At 41.0% G+C, this 19,467-nt stretch carries 26 protein-coding genes and 1 pseudogene; 21 read left to right on the forward strand and 6 right to left on the reverse strand.

Going from position 1 to position 19,467, the window contains the following annotated elements; all coding sequences use genetic code 11:
- The first annotated feature begins 5 nt into the window (after positions 1–5).
- Genes phnD through phnC form a run of 3 tightly spaced genes read left to right on the forward strand, consistent with a single transcriptional unit; the run spans position 6 to position 2,381 of the window.
- A complete protein-coding gene (gene phnD / locus ACXAHI_RS02180; protein ID WP_474845579.1) occupies positions 6–881 on the forward strand; it encodes a phosphate/phosphite/phosphonate ABC transporter substrate-binding protein in 876 nt (291 codons plus the stop codon).
- On the forward strand, positions 881–1,636 hold the full coding sequence (phnE, locus tag ACXAHI_RS02185; protein WP_474845581.1) for a phosphonate ABC transporter, permease protein PhnE: 756 nt from the start codon (positions 881–883) through the stop codon (positions 1,634–1,636). The genes phnD and phnE overlap by 1 nt, the downstream gene beginning before the upstream one ends.
- Complete coding sequence (gene phnC / locus ACXAHI_RS02190; RefSeq protein WP_474845583.1) at positions 1,626–2,381, forward strand: phosphonate ABC transporter ATP-binding protein; 756 nt, start codon at positions 1,626–1,628, stop codon at positions 2,379–2,381. Before phnE ends, phnC begins: the two co-directional genes overlap by 11 nt.
- Before the next feature lie 33 nt (positions 2,382–2,414).
- Here phnC and selD read toward each other — a convergent pair whose 3' ends face one another.
- On the reverse strand, positions 2,415–3,464 hold the full coding sequence (gene selD, locus ACXAHI_RS02195) for a selenide, water dikinase SelD (protein ID WP_474845585.1): 1,050 nt from the start codon (positions 3,462–3,464) through the stop codon (positions 2,415–2,417).
- A gap of 143 nt (positions 3,465–3,607) precedes the next feature.
- Between selD and ACXAHI_RS02200 the strand changes: the two are divergent.
- Both ACXAHI_RS02200 and selA read left to right on the forward strand, forming a co-directional pair.
- Positions 3,608–3,799 (forward strand): annotated as a pseudogene (locus ACXAHI_RS02200) (Rdx family protein); the annotation flags it as partial.
- Between the two features lie 51 nt (positions 3,800–3,850).
- A complete protein-coding gene (gene selA, locus ACXAHI_RS02205; protein WP_474845587.1) occupies positions 3,851–5,260 on the forward strand; it encodes an L-seryl-tRNA(Sec) selenium transferase in 1,410 nt (469 codons plus the stop codon).
- Positions 5,261–5,288: 28 nt separating this feature from the next.
- Here the strand turns inward: selA and ACXAHI_RS02210 are convergent, their stop codons facing one another.
- Positions 5,289–5,426, reverse strand: a complete 138-nt coding sequence (locus ACXAHI_RS02210; RefSeq protein WP_224882334.1) for a small acid-soluble spore protein P — start codon at positions 5,424–5,426, stop codon at positions 5,289–5,291.
- Between the two features lie 116 nt (positions 5,427–5,542).
- Between ACXAHI_RS02210 and ACXAHI_RS02215 the strand changes: the two genes are divergently transcribed.
- Positions 5,543–5,803 (forward strand): hypothetical protein, encoded by a 261-nt coding sequence (locus ACXAHI_RS02215; RefSeq protein WP_474845588.1) that lies wholly within the window; start codon positions 5,543–5,545, stop codon positions 5,801–5,803.
- A 43-nt stretch (positions 5,804–5,846) separates the two neighbouring features.
- Here ACXAHI_RS02215 and sspO read toward each other — a convergent pair whose 3' ends face one another.
- A complete protein-coding gene (sspO, locus tag ACXAHI_RS02220) occupies positions 5,847–5,996 on the reverse strand; it encodes a small acid-soluble spore protein O (protein ID WP_224882338.1) in 150 nt (49 codons plus the stop codon).
- Between the two features lie 191 nt (positions 5,997–6,187).
- Here sspO and acnA point away from each other — a divergent pair, with 191 nt between their 5' ends.
- The 8 genes from acnA to ACXAHI_RS02260 all read left to right on the forward strand — a co-directional run bounded on the left by acnA (position 6,188) and on the right by ACXAHI_RS02260 (position 11,724).
- Positions 6,188–8,902, forward strand: a complete 2,715-nt coding sequence (gene acnA / locus ACXAHI_RS02225) for an aconitate hydratase AcnA (RefSeq protein WP_474845590.1) — start codon at positions 6,188–6,190, stop codon at positions 8,900–8,902.
- Positions 8,903–9,039: 137 nt separating this feature from the next.
- A complete protein-coding gene (locus ACXAHI_RS02230; RefSeq protein WP_270181947.1) occupies positions 9,040–9,165 on the forward strand; it encodes an FbpB family small basic protein in 126 nt (41 codons plus the stop codon).
- A gap of 61 nt (positions 9,166–9,226) precedes the next feature.
- On the forward strand, positions 9,227–9,370 hold the full coding sequence (sspN, locus tag ACXAHI_RS02235; RefSeq protein ID WP_270181948.1) for a small acid-soluble spore protein N: 144 nt from the start codon (positions 9,227–9,229) through the stop codon (positions 9,368–9,370).
- A 137-nt stretch (positions 9,371–9,507) separates the two neighbouring features.
- Complete coding sequence (locus ACXAHI_RS02240) at positions 9,508–10,032, forward strand: hypothetical protein (RefSeq protein WP_474845592.1); 525 nt, start codon at positions 9,508–9,510, stop codon at positions 10,030–10,032.
- Positions 10,033–10,085: 53 nt separating this feature from the next.
- Positions 10,086–10,574, forward strand: coding sequence for a hypothetical protein (locus ACXAHI_RS02245; protein ID WP_474845594.1), 489 nt, complete (start codon positions 10,086–10,088; stop codon positions 10,572–10,574).
- 85 nt (positions 10,575–10,659) lie between these two features.
- Positions 10,660–10,872 (forward strand): small acid-soluble spore protein Tlp, encoded by a 213-nt coding sequence (gene tlp / locus ACXAHI_RS02250; RefSeq protein ID WP_474845596.1) that lies wholly within the window; start codon positions 10,660–10,662, stop codon positions 10,870–10,872.
- Positions 10,873–10,982: 110 nt separating this feature from the next.
- The gene (locus tag ACXAHI_RS02255) at positions 10,983–11,417 is read left to right on the forward strand and encodes an acyl-CoA thioesterase (protein WP_474845598.1); all 435 of its coding nucleotides are present in this window, start codon (positions 10,983–10,985) and stop codon (positions 11,415–11,417) included.
- 4 nt (positions 11,418–11,421) lie between these two features.
- Complete coding sequence (locus tag ACXAHI_RS02260; protein WP_474845600.1) at positions 11,422–11,724, forward strand: hypothetical protein; 303 nt, start codon at positions 11,422–11,424, stop codon at positions 11,722–11,724.
- Positions 11,725–11,762: 38 nt separating this feature from the next.
- On the opposite strand, the gene ACXAHI_RS02265 is transcribed toward ACXAHI_RS02260, so the two are convergent.
- Complete coding sequence (locus ACXAHI_RS02265) at positions 11,763–12,053, reverse strand: HesB/YadR/YfhF family protein (protein WP_474845602.1); 291 nt, start codon at positions 12,051–12,053, stop codon at positions 11,763–11,765.
- A gap of 146 nt (positions 12,054–12,199) precedes the next feature.
- Between ACXAHI_RS02265 and ACXAHI_RS02270 the strand changes: the two genes are divergently transcribed.
- The 4 genes from ACXAHI_RS02270 to ACXAHI_RS02285 all read left to right on the forward strand — a co-directional run bounded on the left by ACXAHI_RS02270 (position 12,200) and on the right by ACXAHI_RS02285 (position 14,277).
- Positions 12,200–13,126, forward strand: a complete 927-nt coding sequence (locus tag ACXAHI_RS02270; RefSeq protein ID WP_474845604.1) for an SGNH/GDSL hydrolase family protein — start codon at positions 12,200–12,202, stop codon at positions 13,124–13,126.
- A gap of 17 nt (positions 13,127–13,143) precedes the next feature.
- The gene (locus ACXAHI_RS02275) at positions 13,144–13,812 is read left to right on the forward strand and encodes a uracil-DNA glycosylase family protein (protein WP_474845606.1); all 669 of its coding nucleotides are present in this window, start codon (positions 13,144–13,146) and stop codon (positions 13,810–13,812) included.
- 137 nt (positions 13,813–13,949) lie between these two features.
- Entirely contained in the window at positions 13,950–14,087 is a 138-nt protein-coding gene (locus ACXAHI_RS02280; RefSeq protein ID WP_474845608.1) for a hypothetical protein, read from the forward strand.
- A 94-nt stretch (positions 14,088–14,181) separates the two neighbouring features.
- Positions 14,182–14,277 carry a putative holin-like toxin gene (locus ACXAHI_RS02285; RefSeq protein ID WP_425545208.1) on the forward strand — a complete coding sequence of 32 codons (96 nt, stop codon included), beginning with the start codon at positions 14,182–14,184 and terminating at the stop codon, positions 14,275–14,277.
- Between the two features lie 2 nt (positions 14,278–14,279).
- On the opposite strand, the gene ACXAHI_RS02290 is transcribed toward ACXAHI_RS02285, so the two are convergent.
- Entirely contained in the window at positions 14,280–15,155 is an 876-nt protein-coding gene (locus ACXAHI_RS02290; RefSeq protein ID WP_474845610.1) for a helix-turn-helix domain-containing protein, read from the reverse strand.
- Between the two features lie 168 nt (positions 15,156–15,323).
- Between ACXAHI_RS02290 and ACXAHI_RS02295 the strand changes: the two genes are divergently transcribed.
- Positions 15,324–16,097 (forward strand): SDR family NAD(P)-dependent oxidoreductase, encoded by a 774-nt coding sequence (locus tag ACXAHI_RS02295; protein ID WP_474845612.1) that lies wholly within the window; start codon positions 15,324–15,326, stop codon positions 16,095–16,097.
- A 50-nt stretch (positions 16,098–16,147) separates the two neighbouring features.
- Here ACXAHI_RS02295 and ACXAHI_RS02300 read toward each other — a convergent pair whose 3' ends face one another.
- Entirely contained in the window at positions 16,148–16,705 is a 558-nt protein-coding gene (locus ACXAHI_RS02300; RefSeq protein WP_474811989.1) for a hypothetical protein, read from the reverse strand.
- 173 nt (positions 16,706–16,878) lie between these two features.
- On the opposite strand from ACXAHI_RS02300, the gene dat reads away from it, so the two are divergent.
- Together dat and cshA are read left to right on the forward strand one after the other, a co-directional pair.
- Entirely contained in the window at positions 16,879–17,712 is an 834-nt protein-coding gene (gene dat / locus ACXAHI_RS02305; protein WP_474845614.1) for a D-amino-acid transaminase, read from the forward strand.
- A gap of 189 nt (positions 17,713–17,901) precedes the next feature.
- Positions 17,902–19,371: a degradosome RNA helicase CshA gene (cshA, locus tag ACXAHI_RS02310; RefSeq protein WP_474845616.1), complete on the forward strand. Its 1,470-nt coding sequence runs from the start codon at positions 17,902–17,904 to the stop codon at positions 19,369–19,371.
- Positions 19,372–19,467: the final 96 nt, after the last annotated feature.

Genomic DNA, 19,467 nt, shown 5'->3' on the forward strand with positions numbered 1-19,467 from the left:
GGCGGATGAAACGACTATTGAGTATAGTATTGCTAGCTAGTGTTATCGCTGGATGCACCGATCAAGAGAATGAAAAAGAAGGTAGCGACTCATTTACGATTGGGGTTATTCCAGCTCAAACAGAAGGTGAAATCGATCAAGCGATGGATGAATTACAAGACGTACTTACAGATGAGCTCGATCAGGACGTAGAGATTACAACATTTCCAGACTACAATGGTGTCGTAGAAGCAATGAATTATGAACAGATCGATATGGCGTTCTTTGGTCCACTAACTTATGTGATCGCACATGAAAAGAGTGGGGCAGAAGCGATTGTCACCCAGCTTATCGATGGCGAACCGTTTTATCACTCTTACGTGATCACGCACAGCTCGAACAGCTGGACCTCACTAGAAAACTTTTTAGAAAGAAGTAATGAACGAAGCTTTGCGTTTGGTGATCCTAACTCGACGTCTGGTTCATTGATCCCATCGATTGAACTGCAAGACAGAGAAGTATTCCAAGATCAAGATAATCATTCATTTCGTTCGGTTACGTACACAGGATCACACGATGCCACTGCACTAGCCGTTCAGAATAAGCAAGTAGATGCGGGCGCAATCGACAGCGCGATCTACCATCAACTGATCCAGTCAGGAAAAATAGACGAAGAAAAACTAAAAGTGATCTGGGAGTCAGACAAGCTATTTCAGTACCCATGGGCTGTTGGGAAAGGTACAGATGAGGAAACGAAAAAGAAATTGCAAGAGGTCTTTTTATCGATCGAGAATGAGACGATTTTAAATGCGTTCGGTGCTTCTGGATTTACTGAAGCTCGTAATGAGGACTATGAAAGTATAAGAGATGCCGCTGTGAAACAGGGGCTTATGACAGAATAATGATGGTTTGGTTCAATTGGAAGCACGTAGTAGGGGTAATACTGATCACGGCTGCGACGATATGGAGTATTAGTATAACTGACTTTGATCTACGCAAACTTCGTGCATTAACCAACATGGTTGACTTTCTTTCAAACTGGTTTCCTCTCAATTTAGAGGTTGTTCCTCGAATGTTAGAAGCAAGTTTAGTGACACTAGGGATGGCTTTCTTAGGAAGTTTTCTTGGGCTACTAATAGCTCTCCCGCTTAGTCTCCTCGCTGCAAAAAATACAGCGGGCAGATTCTATAAAGGCACTCGGATACTATTAAGCTTTTTTCGATCGATTCCTGAAATCGTACTAGGCTTGATGTTCCTTACAGTTGTTGGTCCCGGGCCGTTTGCTGCAACACTTGCGATCATCTTTCATAACGCGAGTGTATTGAGTAAGTTGATTGGAGAATTGATCGAGGCGGCGGATAAGGGGCAACAAGAAGCTATGAAAGCTGTTGGTGCGCCAACAATTACGCGTGCTTTGTTCGGGATTTTTCCGCAAATATGGCCGAACGTCCTTTCACATTACTTTTATCGATTTGAAGTAGCGGTTCGAACATCATTAATTCTTGGCCTTGTCGGCGGAGGAGGCATTGGACAGCAGTTATTTGTTCATTTTAAAACCTTTCAGTATTCGACTGTAGCCGTTGATGTTCTCATCATCATGGTGATTGTGATTGCCGTTGATTTTATAGGAAGTCGGGTGAGGCAAGATGTTATGTAAGAATGAACTGTTAACAATTACGGACGGTACAGTGTCGTATGGTCAAACAGAATCCGCCGCGATTGAGGGTGTGTCTTTAACATTTTCTAGAGGAGAGTTTGTTTGTGTTTTAGGCAAAACAGGGGCAGGAAAGTCTACCTTAATCCGAACACTGAATGGGCTCGAGCCTCTTTCAAAAGGTACGGTTTCTTATCAAAACCAGTCATACGATCGACTGGATGATGAAGGGTTACGTAGGATTCGAAGAAATATGGGGATGATTTTTCAACAACATCAATTGATCCCCCGGCTTTCTGTCTTGCAAAACGTTTATACCGGTTTATTTGGCTATCACTCAACACTTCAAAACGTACTCGGATTGTTTTCTAAAGAAGAAAAATTGAAAGCACAAGAGGTGCTTGAACAAGTCGAACTGTTACCGTTTCAAAACCAGCGCGCTGATCAGCTGAGTGGTGGACAAAAACAACGAGTCGGTATTGCAAGAGCTCTTGTGCAGTCTCCATACGTGTTCTTAGGGGACGAACCTGTTGCTAGCTTAGATCCTGGTACTGCAGATCGGATTTTCCTTTTAATCAAAAAAATTCATGAAGAACGAAAGCTACTAACGATCGTGAATGTCCATAGTGTAAAGCTTGCCCTTCGGTATGCGACTCGGATCATAGCATTAAAGGATGGCAGGGTTGTCTTTGATGATGTGCCTGAGAAATTTACAGAGGATATAGAGAACGCGTTGTATGAACGTTAAAAAGCCGTAGGATCCAATTCCTACGGCTTTTTTTTAACGATATGCATGAATGAATGATGATTGTTTTTCTGTAACATTCCCAATGACGTCTGCCTTTTTTCCTTTGTTTTTCATATGCTCTACATATGCGTGCGCTTGGCTTTCAGGCATACTGATCAGAAGGCCGCCAGACGTAACTGCGTCACATAAGATAAGCTCTTCTAGTTCGCTTAGGTTCGTATACTGAACAGATTGAGAGATCCAGCGATGATTCGCTTTCGAGCCACCAGGAACGAAGCCTTGTTCGGCTAACTCGTGTGTACCTTCAAGTACTGGTACTTTTTCAAAATCAATTTCGATACTGACATTACTTCCTGTTGCCATTTCATAGCAATGTCCGAGTAAGCCAAATCCTGTAACATCTGTCACAGCATTCGGTTCGAAATGAACGAGTTCTTCAGAGGCAACTTTATTTAGTTCTGCCATTGTGTCTGAGACGATATCAAGCCTTTCGCTTGATAGTTTTTGTGGCTTGATTGCTGTCGTATGGATGCCTACGCCAATCGGTTTTGTTAGGACAATCGCATCACCTGGTTTTGCACCAACATTCGCATAGAACTTGTCAGGGTGTACAATACCAGTCACGGACAAACCGAATTTTGGTTCTTGATCATCAATAGAGTGACCTCCAGCAATCACGGCCCCTGCTTCTTCTACTTTATCGCTAGCTCCTTTTAAAATAGAAGACAAAATCTCAGGAGCGAGTTTTTTAATTGGAAAGCCTACAATGTTCAATACTGTCTTCGGCACACCGCCCATCGCATACACGTCACTTAATGAGTTCGCAGCTGCGATCTGACCAAACATATATGGATCATCTACGATCGGTGTGAAGAAATCGACAGTTTGGATCATGGCGATTTCATCTGTCAATCGATACACGCCTGCATCATCGGAGGTTTCGACTCCAACTAGTAAATTTGGATCTGTCTTTTTATTAGGTAAGTGACGCAAAACTTGCGCCAGGTCCTCAGGACCAAGCTTACATCCTCAACCACCTTTTGTTGAGAGAGACGTAAGACGAATTTGTTCTTCACTCGACATCGTACCACCTCCTCACATAAGTATAATTCTTTTGTTTCGATTTTTGAAATGATATAGTATGGACAACATAATAAAAAAAGGAGGAACACAAGTTGAAGTATACTGTTTCAATCGAATTCTGCATGCAGTGAAACTATGCACCTAAAGCCGCGAGTTTCGCGGAGGAACTTTTCAATCATTTCCGCCATGACATTGCTACTCTTGAAATGAAACCAGGATTTAAAGGCGCATTTGAGGTTACCGTGAATGGTAACAAGCTTCATTCTAAGCATGAAACAGGAGAATATCCTGAATTAGATCGCTTTATTAAAGAGATGGAACAGATGAAGGAGTAGGTAGACACCCCAGGAAGGGTGTCTTTCCTTCATTATTAGGAGTTGATACCGTTGAAAACACTAGTTAGGGAGCTTCCTCCCATTCATCAAATACAGCATGCTTTCAGACGAAGTGACCTTGCTGGAGTCTATCCAGAAGAAAGGCTAACCCACCTAATCCAGGAAGAGGTTAATAAACTTCGTAGTAATTTACTTAATGAGAATTATTCTGGTAGTTCAAGGACAAGAGAGGAATTTCAAAAAGAGATAATCGAGAAATTAGAACAGAGCGCGTTAGCAAAACTTACTCCAAATCTTCGTCCAGTAATCAATGCAACAGGAGTGGTATTACATACGAATCTAGGCCGTGCTCGCCTTAGTGAACGTGCGCTAACAGGTCTAACAAACGTTGCACGTAGCTACTCGACTTTGGAGTATAACCTTTCTACAGGAAAGAGAGGTTCTAGGCACGATATCGCTGAAAGCTTGATTTGTGAAGCTACTGGAGCTGAAGCAGCCATTGTCGTTAATAATAATGCTGCGGCGGTTTACCTAGTGCTACGTGCTTTAGCGAATGAACAAGAAGTGATTGTTTCAAGAGGCGAGCTCGTTGAAATCGGAGGATCGTTTCGTGTGTCTTCAATCATGAGAGAGAGTGGAGCATTATTAAAAGAAGTTGGTACAACAAATAAAACACATCTTTATGATTATGAAGAGGCCGTTTCTGAAAATACGTCCATGATTATGAAAGTACACCGCAGTAATTTTTCTATCGTCGGGTTTACTGAAGAAGTGGAGCGGAAAACATTATCGAGTTTTGCAAGAAGTAATCAGGTTATCTATTACGAAGATTTAGGGAGCGGTGCAATCTTTGATTATCATGAATATGGAATCGGTGAAGAACCTACCGTACCGACTGTATTAAAAGAAGGCGCAGACGTTGTGTCGTTTAGTGGCGATAAGCTGCTTGGTGGACCGCAGGCAGGGATTATCGCTGGTAAAAAGGCGCTCATCGATCAGCTGAAAAAGCATCAATTAGCAAGAGTATTACGAGTGGACAAATTTACTTTAACAGCGCTTGAAAGTACGTTACAGCAGCACTTGATGAATGAAGAAACGGACATTCCTGCAGTGAGGGATATCTTACTATCAAAAGAGGAAATAAACGTAAGATCGCGTGACTTTATCGAAACCTTACATGAAAAAACAACGGGGTACCATACCGAAATTCTAGAAGATGTTTCTCAAGTAGGCGGTGGTACCATGCCTGAAGTCAACCTCGATACGTTCGTAATTGCGATTACCTCTGACCTGCTTACAAGTAACGAGCTTGAGAAAGCCTTGAGGGAATCAGAAGTTCCGGTGATTGCTAGGCTAAAAGAAGATCGAATCCTACTGGACCTCAGAACGGTAAGCAAGGATGAAGAAATGCATATCATCGACGCATTACGCTCGATCTCATCAAAAAAAGGCGACGAATAGGTCGCCTTTTTTGAATAAGAACTAAAAGTTAAAACCCTTCACCATTTTTTTGTCTCGTCTGATTACGTTTCTTAACTTTATGTGAGCCTTTCATTGGCTCTTGTTGGCCAGTTTGACCTTTGGGGGCATTTTTACGCATGTCTTTAAACGTGTTGCTTTCTGTCATGGCTTATCCCTCCTTTACGGTTAGTATCTGCATGGAGGTTCATCTTATGCGACCGGAATAGCAAGCCTTATTTTGGATAAAACTATGGTGAAACCATTGGATAAGGAGGCCGAGCGATGCCATATAACAAAGACAAACAGCAGGCATTTCAAGCAGCTCAACAAGGATATGATCAGGCGATCGACGCGAGCAAGGAAATCGTCGATACGAGCAGTGATTACGGAAAAGACCTCAAACATCTTCAACAAGAAGTAGGGGAAGCGATGTCACAAATTGAAGGAGCACTAGTGAACGCGTCAGAACATCAGCGTGAACAGCTGCTTCAATTTCAGAAAGATTTACAATCCATACAAGCTGAAATGAACAAAGACGTTTAAACGGAAAACCCGTCATTTTCTGATGACGGGTTTGGTTTTTCATCTATTGACGTTTCTTCGTTTTTTTGTTGAACGCACGCTGTTCTGCGGATAGATGCTCGTGAGCATATTCATTATCAGATCCCGCTCCGTTCCCCTGTGCATCAGCATCGTTCATTCCAGGACGTACGCCATTCGCTTTACGCTTACCCATCAGCTTTCACCTCCACGATGTTACTTTGTCCTCAGGCCGTCAAAATATGTAGTGATAAGGTAAACTTATGAAGTATAATAACAATCTTGTTATTTACTTATGTTTGAAAAACTACTAATATGGATAAAGGGAAGTTGAAAGCGTTTTTGCAACTACCGCTTTGTTATGCAATTTGAAGGAGGGAACTACATATGGCAAATCATGAACTTTATAATTCGAAATCAACGTTCGATGCTAATGGTAAAACATATTCATTCTACCGCTTACAAGCGCTAGAAGAAGCAGGCATCGCAAATGTTAGCAAGCTCCCTTACACGATTAAGATCTTACTTGAATCCGTGCTGCGTCAGTACGACGGTAAGGTAATTAAAGAGGAGCACATTGAAAACCTCGCTAAATGGGGAACTAGCGAGCAAAAGACTGATATCGACGTACCGTTTAAGCCTTCTCGCGTTATTCTACAGGATTTTACTGGAGTACCAGCAGTCGTTGACCTTGCGTCACTTCGTAAAGCGATGGCTGATATGGGCGGAGATCCTGATAAGATCAACCCTGAAATTCCGGTTGACCTTGTTATTGACCACTCGGTTCAAGTTGATAAATATGCTTCTGAAGATGCATTAGAATTTAACATGAATAAAGAATTCGAACGTAACCTTGAGCGTTATAAATTCCTTAAATGGGCGCAAGATTCCTTCGATAACTACCGCGCTGTTCCACCAGCAACTGGAATCGTTCACCAAGTTAACTTGGAGTACGTAGCAAATGTTGTACAAGAAAACAGCTTTGACGGTGAAAATGTCGCTTATCCAGATACTTTGTTTGGAACAGATTCACATACAACGATGATCAACGGTCTAGGTGTTCTTGGTTGGGGTGTAGGTGGAATTGAAGCTGAAGCTGGAATGCTTGGTCAGCCTTCCTATTTCCCAGTACCAGAAGTTATCGGTGTGAAGCTAACGGGTGAACTTGCAAGTGGAACGACTGCAACTGACCTTGCGCTAAAAGTTACGCAGCTACTTCGTGAAAAGAAAGTAGTAGGTAAGTTTGTTGAATTCTTCGGTCCTGGTCTATCTAGCATGCCGCTTGCAGACCGTGCGACGATTTCAAACATGGCTCCTGAACAAGGGTCAACATGTAGCTTTTTCCCTGTAGACGAAGAAGCTCTTGAGTATATGCGCTTAACAGGACGCTCTGAAGAGCACATCAACCTTGTGCGTGAGTACTGTAAAGCAAACGGTCTTTATTATACGCCAGAATCAGAGGATCCTGAATTCTCTAGCGTTGTAGAACTTGACCTTTCTACAGTAGAGCCAAGTTTAGCTGGACCTAAACGTCCTCAAGATTTGATCCCTCTTTCTAGCATGAAAGAAGAGTTCAATAAAGCGCTTGTTGCTCCTCAAGGTAACCAGGGGCTAGGCATGGATAAGGACGAAATTAAGAAAGAAGCAACTGTAAAATTCCATGATGGAAATGAAGTAACGATGAAAACAGGTGCGGTTGCAATCGCTGCGATCACAAGCTGTACGAACACGTCGAATCCATCCGTAATGCTTGGTGCTGCACTTCTTGCGAAGAAAGCAGTCGAAAAAGGACTCCAAGTACCTGAATATGTTAAAACAAGTCTTGCTCCAGGATCTAAGGTCGTAACCGATTACCTCGAGAAGTCTGGACTAATGCCATATCTTAAAGATCTTGGATTCCATCTTGTAGGTTATGGTTGTACAACATGTATCGGTAACTCAGGTCCACTTAAAGAAGAAATCGAAGACGCGGTAGCAAAGAGCGATCTAACAGTAACATCTGTTCTTTCTGGTAACCGTAACTTTGAAGGTCGTATTCATCCATTAGTTAAAGCAAACTATCTTGCTTCACCACCACTAGTCGTTGCTTACGCACTTGCAGGAAGTGTAAACTTTGACCTTCACAATGAATCATTCGGTAAGGACAAAGATGGTAATGACGTGTATTTGAAAGACCTATGGCCATCTCCTGAAGAAGTAAAAGAAGCCGTAGCAGAAACAGTTACTCCTGAAATGTTTAAGCGTCAATACAAAACTGTTTTTGAAGAAAACGAGCGTTGGAATCAGTTGAGCACGAGTGAAGGCGATCTTTACAACTGGGACGAAGAGTCAACTTATATCCAAAACCCTCCTTTCTTCGAGAACCTTTCAAAAGATCCAGAAGCGATTCACGAGCTCAAAAACATGAGAGCCATCGCGAAGTTTGGCGATTCAGTAACGACGGACCACATTTCTCCAGCAGGTGCCATCGCTAAGGATATGCCAGCAGGTCAATATCTTCAGGACAAAGGTGTTCGTCCTATTGACTTTAACTCCTATGGTTCTCGCCGAGGAAATCATGAAGTCATGATGAGAGGAACGTTCGGAAACATTCGTATTCGTAACCAAATCGCACCAGACACTGAGGGTGGCTGGACGACGTATTGGAAAACAGAAGATGTTATGCCAATCTACGATGCAGCGATGAAGTATAAAGAAGACGGAACTGACCTAATTGTTCTTGCAGGTAAAGACTACGGTATGGGAAGCTCTCGTGACTGGGCAGCAAAAGGAACAAACCTTCTTGGTATTAAAACAGTCATCGCAGAGAGCTACGAGAGAATTCACAGAAGTAACCTCGTATTGATGGGTGTATTACCACTTCAATTTAAAGAGGGAGATTCTGCAGACTCTCTTGGCCTAACTGGGAAAGAAACATTCGCAGTAGAAATTGCTGAAAATGTTAAGCCTCGTGAAGAAATTAAAGTAACGGCTATTTCTCCAGAAGGTGATGAGAAGACGTTTAATGTAGTCGCTCGTTTCGATAGTGAAGTAGAGATCGATTACTACCGTCACGGTGGAATTCTACAAATGGTTCTTCGTGACAAGCTACAAGCAAATTAATTAAAGTTTTAGACCGTCGAGTAAAGCTCGACGGTCTTTTTTTGTATCATTTCACAAAAAAATTGCGTTTTTTGTATTAAATATTCTGAATTCGGGAATACTTGCAATAAAGCGATGCGTTACGAAAGGAGAACATGATGAGAAAAACACAAAAGATTACTTTCAAAGAACTGGTCTCTCAGTATAAGCAGGAACTCATGAACGACAAAGAAGCAATCGAGCGTATTGAAGACAAGTTTGAAAAAAAACACGCAAAAAATTAATACGAAAACCTGATAATTCTCCTCTTATTGCACAGCATAACTGTAAAGGAGGAGATCTTTTATGAGTAATCCAAAGCGATTTCCGAAATCTTTTGCTCCTAACCATTTATCTTCCCTTCACCCAGAAGCAGAAGGAAACAAAGGGAAGCAGATGCAAACGAAAGGGAATCCAAAGCCAGACTATGCTCCCCCTAAAGGGAAATAATGTTTGCTAGACCAGAAGGAGTGATCTTTCTGGTTTATTTCATTTATAACAATTTATAACAAAGTTTGTAAAAACGTCTTAAAGGTAATAAGAAAAGCGAATGATTACAGTAGATATGTTTTTTCGGGGGGATCTTTATGACGATTACAGCAAGAATTGAACCAATTTCAAATTTTAGTTCCAAAGAAGCACTAGAAACAGGACTCCTTATAAAGGAATTAGAAATAAAGATGCAACAGATGGGTTACTTGGTACCTTACCGTGAAGAGTTAAATTGGGAAAAGGCGATCGCTAGCCTAGAATTAGGAGAAAGCAAAACGTTGCATAGCTTGAAAAAAGCTGCTGCGAAGAATGACCGTGTGTTATTAACGTATGCGAAGCTTTTTAAAGGTACGATTTTTCAAAATTTAATCCTTCATCCAAACCATACAGGGATTTATCTTCCTTTTCGGTTTGAAGAACCGTTTACACTTCAAATCGAAGGTCAAAAAATTTGGGTAGGATCATCAATAAGGCTGCTTGAAGAATTGTCATGGTTACAAATTAGTTTTGACCAAGGAAAATACGATGAGAATGTGAAAGAATATTGGCGGAACTTCATCGATATCACTCAAAAAAGTATCGACTTTATGAGCCCAATTATCTTTGAAGAAGCCGTTTAGACGATTTTTTTCATTAAAAAAAGGGTAAAGGTTTCGTAAGGTGGGTGATGTTCATGGAAAGAAAAGATTTATTAGGCAGTGAAATCTTTAAAATGTTTGAAGCATCCGGACCTCCGTATGGTTGCGGAACAGCCGCGTTGACTGGAGGATTCGCCTCAAGACTAGCGGTTATGACGTTAACGATTTCAGGGATCGAGCACGACCTCGAAGATGTACCTCGAACATACTTCTTACTATGTGATGAAGATGATGTGCAATTCGAAGAATTTTTAGAGAAAGGCAGTGCTCAAACGTTAAACGATGTACCGATGAGGCTATTAGAATGTACGTATCGCCTTATGCTGGAACTCTCACAGTATGAAAAAGACATAAAGCAAAACGTAGTCGTCGACTATCGAATGGCGATGCGGTTGTTGAGGCAAGTATTCGAAGCAGCGGAAAACATTTTACTTTCAAACGGTTGCAGTGCAGAAATGCGAAAAGACATGCTAGCTTACGAAAATGCCCTTTATGGAACCCTTCCACAAAGCTTGCAAAACTAAAGGATAACAGGATAGTACCACCCTTTCTCACACATACTAGTAGGGCAACTTTGAGTTGCAGGACTGTATGAATAGGGAGGGCAACATGATGAAAGCAAAACCTGATGATCGTCGTGATAATGCTGAAAAGTTGAAGAGAATGGTACAGGATACGATTGAAAATATCCATGATGCAGAAGCATCGATTGAATTTACCGATAGTGATCAACAAAAACAGCAAATTCAAGCAAAAAACGAGCGTCGTGCCGATAGCATCGATGCGATGAGAGATGAAATTAAGGACGAAGAACATAAGTAATCGGGTACCGATTGGAGCTGAATGGCGATTTCCATTCGGCTTTTTTCATTACGTAACGTGCAATTGTGATAAACTAGAGATGGTTAGCTATAATTTAAGGAGGATATCCAGTGTTTATATCAACTACACCAATTACTGTCCGCTATGCTGAAACGGATCAGATGGGCGTTGTTTATCATGCCAACTACTTGATCTGGTTTGAGCTCGGACGAACTACTCTAATAAATGACCTTGGATTTAAATATGCTGATATGGAAGAAGAAGGGATTTTATCTCCTGTCGTTGATATTGAAGCAAGCTATAAACGGCCTGTGCGTTACGGAGATGAAGTACAAGTCAAAACCTGGGTTGAACACTATGATGGGATTAGAGTCGTTTATGGATATGAAGTGACAAAGGAAGACGATACGATTTGTGTAACAGGCAAATCTGTACATACTTGTGTGAAGAAGGAATCTTTTCGACCGATCTCGATCAAAAAACGTTTTCCGAAGTGGCATGAAGAATATGAAAAAGTGAAAAAACCGTTGAGTAAGGGATTATAAAACGATGGCATTTGGACTTTCAAAAGCAGAGTTAAAAGAATGGAAACAAAACGTTGCGAATGGAGAAGTTGCGTTTCTCACTCATTATTGGTACGATCCTCGATTTCCTCAATACAAAACTGTAACAAAGGCTGGCTGTAGGGATATAGCTAAATTAGTGGAGTGGGGGAAGAAATACAACTTTAAAGGCGAATGGATTCACGATCGAGAGGGATACCCGCATTTTGACTTACTTGGGAATGAGCAAGTGAGAGTGCTTAAGAGCGAAGGACTCATCAGCCATCTAGAAAGGTTTAAGCTGATTTAAAAACGCGAAAGCTTCAATGCTTTCGCGTTTTTTGATCACTATTTCCCGTGTTGAAAAACGATTTCGTCTTTTTTTCTGCTATATTTAACAGTGAAGTCAAGCTCTTCAAAAAACCAGATGTCTTTTTCTTCAACAAAGAACGTGATCCCTTCTTCTTCGGTGGATAAAGCGGGTTCAGTTGGGGCTTCAACGGTCATTCCGAGCGAGAAACCATCTTGAACGGTACTGCATCCTCCAACACGTACAAAAAAGCGGAGGGAATCACCTTTCTCTAATGCCATTTCGCGTTTGAACCAGTTTAATGCTGGCTGGGTAATCGTTATCATCATAAATATTCCTCCTGACACTACACTACGTTACATATTCATTATAAAGATGTAATGTTAACTTGCAAAGGAATACATCTGTTAGAATTAGTAGTTACAAAAAGATATAATAAGGGTATAGAAGGTATTGAATTGAGGAGGGCTTTAACTTGAGTAAGAAAAATATATGGCTGATCGTTTTCCTCACCTTCGCTGGCATCATCCTATTGAGTATCAAGCCCATCATGGAGCACAGGAGTCAGCGGTTAAACGAACTTAAACAAGCAGCTTCGATGATGGTCGTAAATGAGGTTCCAAATGAAACTGTCATTTCTTCTATCGCTGAGAGAAATGATATCGAAAAAGAGGAAGCTGATTCTCAACAAGAAGTGGAAACGGCCACAGCAAAAAATGAAAATGAATCTGAAGATATTGAAGATGCTGATATAAAAATGGTTGGACTAGGGGATTCGCTTACAAAAGGAAGCGGAGATTCTACTGGTCAAGGCTATATCGGGCGTCTTTCATCTAATATAGAGAGTGATACGGATTCAAGTGTTTCAGTTCAAAACTACGCAGTCCATGGTAGACGAACACCAAAACTATACAAGATACTCTTTGAAGAAGAAGTTGAAAATGCCGTGAGTGAAGCTGATGTTATTTTAATGAGTATCGGTGGCAACGATTTGATGAAAGTCGTTAAAGAACATTTCTTAGACTTACAGATGGCAGATTTTCAAAGAGAGCAGTCTTCTTATGTCGATCGACTTGATAAGATCATGAAGCGGATTCGTTCTTTGAACAGTGATGCGCCGATTATATTTATTGGTCTTTATAATCCTTTATTAGAAAGTTTTCAGTCGATTACCGAAATTGATCAGATTGTTCAGAGGTGGAATGGCATAACGCAAATGACTGCAGAAAAAGATGAAAATACAACGTTTGTCCCTGTGTATGAACTTTTCAATTCGGTCGATGAAAATCTATTCTTTGAGGATCAGTTTCATCCAAATGATGATGGCTATGAATTGATGGCACGTCAAATCCAATATCACTTGAATCAAAATGATATCATGGATGATATACCGGTCGAATGAAGAGAAATTGAAAAGAAATGAAAAAAGGCAGTGGTTATTTGCTAAAACAATATGAAGAAGAATATAATCGTTTGGCTGAACATTATGGCGTTGAACCATATATTTCACCTAAGTCTAAATTGATTTTCATCCTTGAATCACCTCATGTTGCGGAGGTTAAAAATGGCGTCCCTGTAGCTGGAGCTTCAGGGGCTACGATGGCAAAAAAGCTATTTGGTGAGGAATACAACAAGCCGCTAGGATTATTGTTAAAGAAGCATGAAGAGGATGACGTCAATCGGCCTTCACTAGACACAATCGGGCTGTTGAACGTATGTAACATCCCAATGCAAAAACGTCCTTATCATCAAAATGATATCAAATCGGCTACGGATTTATTAGACCGCCTAGAAACGATTCGTAAATATAACCATAAAGACGCTTTTAAAGAAGAAGAGCTCAACATCGTTCAGTCGTTCATACTCGAAAAATTTAGAGAGCGGCTTTCTACATTAATAGAAAAAGATGTGACTCTTGTACCTTGTGGACGATTCGCACAAAAATTCTTCCGTCTCGCGGACGTTTCGAGTGAGAACTGGACGGTTATCGAAGGAGTACCACATCCATCTTATAATTCTTGGAGTCGAGAGCGATATCAAGAGCCTGTTTCACAAGTGATCGAAGCGTTAAATCGTCATAAAGTATAAGTAAGTTTATCGAAATGATCCAAAAGCCTTATCCTTGTTAGGATAAGGCTTTTTTTGTGTGACTTCTCATAGAATAGGACAAACGCATAATTTTTCCCAAAGTTGTAATATAAGTGTAACAAAAGGGGGGTGAAGTGATGAAAAGATGGCCGTTAATGCTGCTTGTTTCTATCGTTCTATTTGGAGGCTATGCCATTGCTCCGGTACATTCAAATGAAGTGGCCCAGGGAGTGATGGTTCAACTGGATGAAGACGATCTACCATACTGTCATTAATTAATGAAAAGGGGTCTTTCATGTGCCTGTAAAATTGAAATACGATCGTAGAAAGATGAATAGTCCATAGCCTCATATGAAAGGAGGTAGCATGATGGAAGAGCTAATGTTATTCATCACTGCTGGTTTATTCTTTGTATCTTTGTTTAACTTCATCGTAATTTTAATTGAAAAAACGAAGCATAAATAGGATTAACACCCAATCTTTTTAACAAACGTCTCGACGTGTTCTTTGTAGGGTGTATTTTCTTCTAACTGAAAAATGGTGGATGAGGTGGACAAGTATGCTTGTGCAAGATCCTTGTTCCCAAGAAGGTGATGTAGCTTTCCACATTGAAAGGTGAGCTCACCAAATAAATAAAACCGCTGTTTCTCTCGACAAATTTGCACGCCATCTTTTGCGATCGATAGCGATTTTTCATAATCACCGGTCGAGGAGAGAGCTTTAGAATAATTATAGTAAAGTCTGATCTCGATCGTCTCATCATTGATGATCGGGTAAAAGCGAACATGATAGAATGCTTTCTTATACAAAGGAAGCGCTTGATCCCATTCTTTTTCTTCACAATGTAAAATTGCCATACTGATTAATATTTCTATTTCTCGCTCAGAAAAATTTTTTGAGGTGGTTGCAGTTAATAGAAGGGCATCCTTAAGTAACTGGAATGAACTGTGAGGATCATGCTCGATATAATAGCAGCAGATCGCTTTATGCCACAACAAGAACTGACGATTTTTAATCGTAGAAAAGAGAGGATTGTTTTCTTCATCCGAGAGGATTTCAGCGACGGTATGATACTCACGGTTCTTAATGTGTCGCCTTACCTGACGACATACTTCGTTCACATAATCCAGGCGAGGCGTTTCTATCATGTTAAAAAAGTAGTTGATGTCTACTCCTAGTCTAGATGCAAGGTGATAGAGAAGTTCTGCTGAAGGTGAAACGTCACTGTTTTCAATTTGACTGATCAATGCTTGAGTACAGATGCCATCTGCTAAATCGGCCTGTGATAGCCCAAGGTACATTCGAAGTTCACGTAAAGAAGTTCCGAGTGTATCCTGTCGCATCTGCTATCCCCCTTTTAATTTGATTATATCATAAGGAAATATTATCCATACATAATCTTTTTGTTTTGATTACCATAACAACATTATGTTAATTAAATGGTTGCAGGAAGTTCGCCCGATATCTAGAAGAAATTCATGTGACACAATTTTTACAAGGGGTGGGCTTTTGTGAATTATTTACCTTCATTCGAATTGACAGATCAAGTAGTAGTGGTAACAGGAGGAGGAAAAGGGATTGGAAGAGCCGTTGCGATCGGTGCGGCTGAAGCAGGTGCAGATGTAGCAATCCTTGCAAGGACCTCTTCTGATATTCAAGAAACGGCAGGTTTGATCAGAGATAAGGGGAGAAAGGCTTATCCGATTCAAACAGATATAACGAGTAAACAAGAAATTGAAGAAGCGGTATCTGAAGTCTATCAAGAAGCTGGGAAGATCAATGTATTGATCAATAATGCTGGCATGAACATCCGATCGAAAGCTTCCGATGTAACGGAGAATGAATGGAATAAGATTTTCCAAACGAACCTTCAAGGGGCGTTTTTTATGTCGCAAGCATGCGCAGCCATCATGAGAGAAAATGGAGGAGGAAAGATAATCAATGTTTCCTCAGTTGCCGGACATGTAGCTCTTCGTACGGGTGTCGTATATGCTGCAACAAAAGCAGGCATGATACAAATGACGAAGAATTTAGCGCTTGAGTGGGCAGAAGATCGTATTTCAGTTAATGCGATCGGTCCCTGGTATTTCAGAACACCATTAACGGATCAATTGCTTGAGAATAAGGAATACCTTGAAGATATCTTATCTAGGACACCGATGAATCGAGTAGGAGAGTTGAAAGATCTCGTCGGAGCTGCCGTGTTTTTGTCCTCTGAAGCCTCAGATTATATGACGGGGCAAACATTGTTTGTAGATGGTGGCATGACGATCTATGGATTTTGATCTCTATGAAGTCAATATAAAAAACCGTTACAGAGTAACGGTTTTTTATATTAGTCAGCTACTTCTGCAGAGATGCTTGGAGCTGTAAGTCCAGCGTCTTCGTAAACTGTTGCTAACTTTTCTTCAGCTGAAGCGAATAGGTTATCTGATTCTTCATAAACATAACCAGCTTCATCAGATAGGTTTGATGCTTTTGTTTCATATGCTTTTGCAAGATCTTCTAGAGCTGCTTCAAGGTCACTCTTGTGAGCTTCAAGTTCAGCAGGAATTTCCATGCCACGAATATCTTCAGCAATCGTGTTTGCAGCAGTTTTTGCTTCTTCTTTCATCGTTGCAAGCTCTTCATCAGATGGCTTTTCTTCTTGCGCTTTAGCAGCTTCAAAAGCGGCGATCGGGGCATCTTTTTCATTGATCATACCCGTAAGGTTCATTTGGAAGTCAAGTAATGCACCTTTAACATCAGTTTGATCACCATTTTCTTCAGAGCTAGCTTGCTCGTTGTTCTGGCCGTTATTCTCAGAAGCATTTTCGTTAGCACTATTACCGTTGCTACAAGCTGCTGCGAATACTAGAACCAGAAGCATTGTTAGAGATAAAACCTTTTTCATACCGTGTAACCTCCTGATATTTTAGAATGTTCTCTACAGATACAAATACTAGTCTAATAGGCACAATTTGTAAATAGATAATTTGTATTAAAATTAAAAATTGTGTTTCTACTCTCACCACAAAGAATATGTTAAGGTGAAATGGTATATATGTTAGACGGGAGTGGATTAACATGATTCTATTAAATGATGAAATTATCTCAAAAGAAAACGCTTCTATTAATATAGAAGATAGAGGGTATCAATTCGGTGACGGTGTCTATGAAGTGATACGAATCTATGATGGTAGATTCTTTGAATTAGAAGGTCATTTTGAGCGATTAGTAAGAAGTGCTAAGGAAATTCATATTGATCTGCCGTTTGATCAAACAACGTTTACTAAGAGAGTGAATGAGCTAGTCGAACGGAATAACGTTACGAATGGACACCTCTACATGCAAGTTTCTCGAGGCGTCGCACCTCGTAATCATCCATTCCCTTTAAAAGCTGAACCTGTGGTAGTGGCATATACAAAAGAATATGAAAGTAATGAAACACCTCCACCTGGGAAGGCCATGTTCACAGAAGATATTAGATGGCTGCGCTGCGATATTAAAAGCTTAAACTTGCTAGGAAATGTTCTAGCAAAAGAAGAGTCTAAAAAACAAGGCTTTGATGAGGCAATCTTCCATAGAGGAGAAATCGTGACAGAGGGAAGTTCTACGAATGTATTCATGGTGAAGGACAGCGTTCTTTACACGCACCCTGCTAATCAATTCATCCTTGATGGCATTACGAGAAGAGCAATCTTACGTGCTGCCGAGGATTATGGGATCACCACTGTTGAAAAAACGTTCAGTAAGTCACAACTACTTGAAAGCGATGAAGTTTTCATCTCGAGTACAACACAGGAAGTTAGACCTATTATCGAAGTGAGTGGCAATCGAATCGGAGCAGGAACCATGGGGGATGTAACCGCTCTCCTGCAAAAGGAATTCAAAAAACGACTTCCGAATGCTAATTCATAAATGTAAAATATTTTTTTCTCGCAGTTGAATTTTTAATGCGATAGTGGTACTGTTAATTAGCGCTATATGTGAATGAAGAATTGCTTGTTTAGAGCATTTTCCAACATAAGGAAAATGCTCTTTTTAAAAATGATGTGGAGAGCATTCTCCAGTTTATAGCATTTAAATGTAAAAAGGAGTTTTTATACGTTGAAAAAATTTCAAGACCTTGGATTAAGTAATACAATACTCGAAGCTTTAAATCAGATGGGCTTCGAAGAAACGACGCCAATTCAAGCTGGTACGATCCCTCTAGGACTACAGAACAAAGATGTGATCGGACAGGCTCAAACGGGGACAGGTAAAACTGCAGCATTTGGTATTCCTATGATCGAGAAGATCGACACATCGCTATCACATGTACAAGGAATCGTCCTTGCACCTACTCGTGAGCTTGCTGTACAGGTAGCTGAAGAATTGAATCGTATCGGCCAAGCAAAGGGTGTACGTGCGCTTCCGATCTACGGTGGTCAAAGTATCGGTCATCAGATCAAAGCCCTTAAAAAGCGCCCTCAGCTCGTTGTAGCAACACCAGGACGCCTAATCGATCACATGGAACGTAAGACGATCCGTCTTCAAGACGTTTCCTTCGTTGTCCTTGACGAAGCAGATGAAATGCTTAACATGGGCTTCATCGAAGATATCGAAAAAATTCTAAAAGGTGTTCCTGAACAGCGTCAAACGCTTCTTTTCTCAGCGACGATGCCTAAGCGTATCGCGATCCTTGCAGAAAAGTTCATGACGAACCCTGAGACGGTTAGAACGAAATCAAAGGAAATGACTGTTCCTCAAATCGATCAGCATTACTACGATGTTCGTGAACCGAAGAAGTTCGACCTACTTTGTCGTCTTCTTGATATTCAGGCTCCTGAGCTCGCAATCGTGTTCGGTAGAACGAAAAAGCGTGTTGATGAAGTAGCGGAAGGCCTTAAGAAACGTGGCTATATGGCAGAAGGCATCCATGGTGACCTTCCTCAAGGGAAGCGTGACCAGGTAATCAAGCAGTTTAAAGACGGTACGATCGATATCATGGTAGCAACAGACGTAGCTGCTCGTGGTCTTGATATCAGCGGAGTGACACACGTTTATAACTTCGATATTCCTCAAGACCCAGAAAGCTATGTTCACCGTATCGGTAGAACAGGACGTGCTGGTAAGTCCGGTCTTGCTTCAACATTTATCACGCATCGTGAATACGATCACCTTAAGACGATCGAAAAGATCACGAAGCGCTCGATGCAAAAACGTTCGATCCCAAGCTTTGCTGAAGCGATGGAAGGACAGCAGCAGTCTGCTATTCAACAGCTTCAAAGCACGATTGAAGAACAAGATCACAGTGGATATCGTTCTTCAGCTGAGCAGCTTCTAGACGATCACGATCCAGTAACGCTTGTATCTGCAGCTCTTAAGCTTCTAACTAGAGAACCAGATACAACGCCAGTTAAAATTACAGACATCGCACCTCTACGTGCGAAGAAAAGCCATGGCCGAGGTGGTGGTGGCGGCGGCCGCGACCGTCGTAACCGCAACGACCGCGGTGGACGTAAAGGAAACTACCGTCAAGACCGTAGTTCTGGTGCAAAGCGCCGTAAGTTTAACGACAAAAAGAAAAACTCTTAATTATCATAGCCGGGGCCATTCCCGGCTTTTTTTCATATATAAATACTGGGAAAAACCCTTTGAAAACGTTATCCTTATAGAGACACTACTTCGAAA

Source organism: Anaerobacillus sp. ABD4_527 (assembly GCF_056160805.1).

Excerpts from the sequence above, each read along its gene's own strand:
- ACXAHI_RS02265 (WP_474845602.1), bottom strand. The coding sequence starts at position 12,053 with ATGATGATAACGATTACCCAGCCAGCATTAAACTGGTTCAAACGCGAA.
- dat (WP_474845614.1), top strand. The coding sequence starts at position 16,879 with ATGATTCTATTAAATGATGAAATTATCTCAAAAGAAAACGCTTCTATT.
- ACXAHI_RS02285 (WP_425545208.1), top strand. The coding sequence starts at position 14,182 with ATGGAAGAGCTAATGTTATTCATCACTGCTGGTTTATTCTTTGTATCT.
- ACXAHI_RS02300 (WP_474811989.1), bottom strand. The coding sequence starts at position 16,705 with ATGAAAAAGGTTTTATCTCTAACAATGCTTCTGGTTCTAGTATTCGCA.
- ACXAHI_RS02280 (WP_474845608.1), top strand. The coding sequence starts at position 13,950 with ATGAAAAGATGGCCGTTAATGCTGCTTGTTTCTATCGTTCTATTTGGA.
- sspN (WP_270181948.1), top strand. The coding sequence starts at position 9,227 with ATGAGTAATCCAAAGCGATTTCCGAAATCTTTTGCTCCTAACCATTTA.
- ACXAHI_RS02245 (WP_474845594.1), top strand. The coding sequence starts at position 10,086 with ATGGAAAGAAAAGATTTATTAGGCAGTGAAATCTTTAAAATGTTTGAA.
- ACXAHI_RS02230 (WP_270181947.1), top strand. The coding sequence starts at position 9,040 with ATGAGAAAAACACAAAAGATTACTTTCAAAGAACTGGTCTCTCAGTAT.
- ACXAHI_RS02290 (WP_474845610.1), bottom strand. The coding sequence starts at position 15,155 with ATGCGACAGGATACACTCGGAACTTCTTTACGTGAACTTCGAATGTAC.
- ACXAHI_RS02260 (WP_474845600.1), top strand. The coding sequence starts at position 11,422 with ATGGCATTTGGACTTTCAAAAGCAGAGTTAAAAGAATGGAAACAAAAC.
- ACXAHI_RS02215 (WP_474845588.1), top strand. The coding sequence starts at position 5,543 with ATGCCATATAACAAAGACAAACAGCAGGCATTTCAAGCAGCTCAACAA.
- tlp (WP_474845596.1), top strand. The coding sequence starts at position 10,660 with ATGATGAAAGCAAAACCTGATGATCGTCGTGATAATGCTGAAAAGTTG.
- acnA (WP_474845590.1), top strand. The coding sequence starts at position 6,188 with ATGGCAAATCATGAACTTTATAATTCGAAATCAACGTTCGATGCTAAT.
- phnE (WP_474845581.1), top strand. The coding sequence starts at position 881 with ATGATGGTTTGGTTCAATTGGAAGCACGTAGTAGGGGTAATACTGATC.
- ACXAHI_RS02240 (WP_474845592.1), top strand. The coding sequence starts at position 9,508 with ATGACGATTACAGCAAGAATTGAACCAATTTCAAATTTTAGTTCCAAA.
- ACXAHI_RS02275 (WP_474845606.1), top strand. The coding sequence starts at position 13,144 with ATGAAAAAAGGCAGTGGTTATTTGCTAAAACAATATGAAGAAGAATAT.
- phnC (WP_474845583.1), top strand. The coding sequence starts at position 1,626 with ATGTTATGTAAGAATGAACTGTTAACAATTACGGACGGTACAGTGTCG.
- sspO (WP_224882338.1), bottom strand. The coding sequence starts at position 5,996 with ATGGGTAAGCGTAAAGCGAATGGCGTACGTCCTGGAATGAACGATGCT.
- ACXAHI_RS02210 (WP_224882334.1), bottom strand. The coding sequence starts at position 5,426 with ATGACAGAAAGCAACACGTTTAAAGACATGCGTAAAAATGCCCCCAAA.
- phnD (WP_474845579.1), top strand. The coding sequence starts at position 6 with ATGAAACGACTATTGAGTATAGTATTGCTAGCTAGTGTTATCGCTGGA.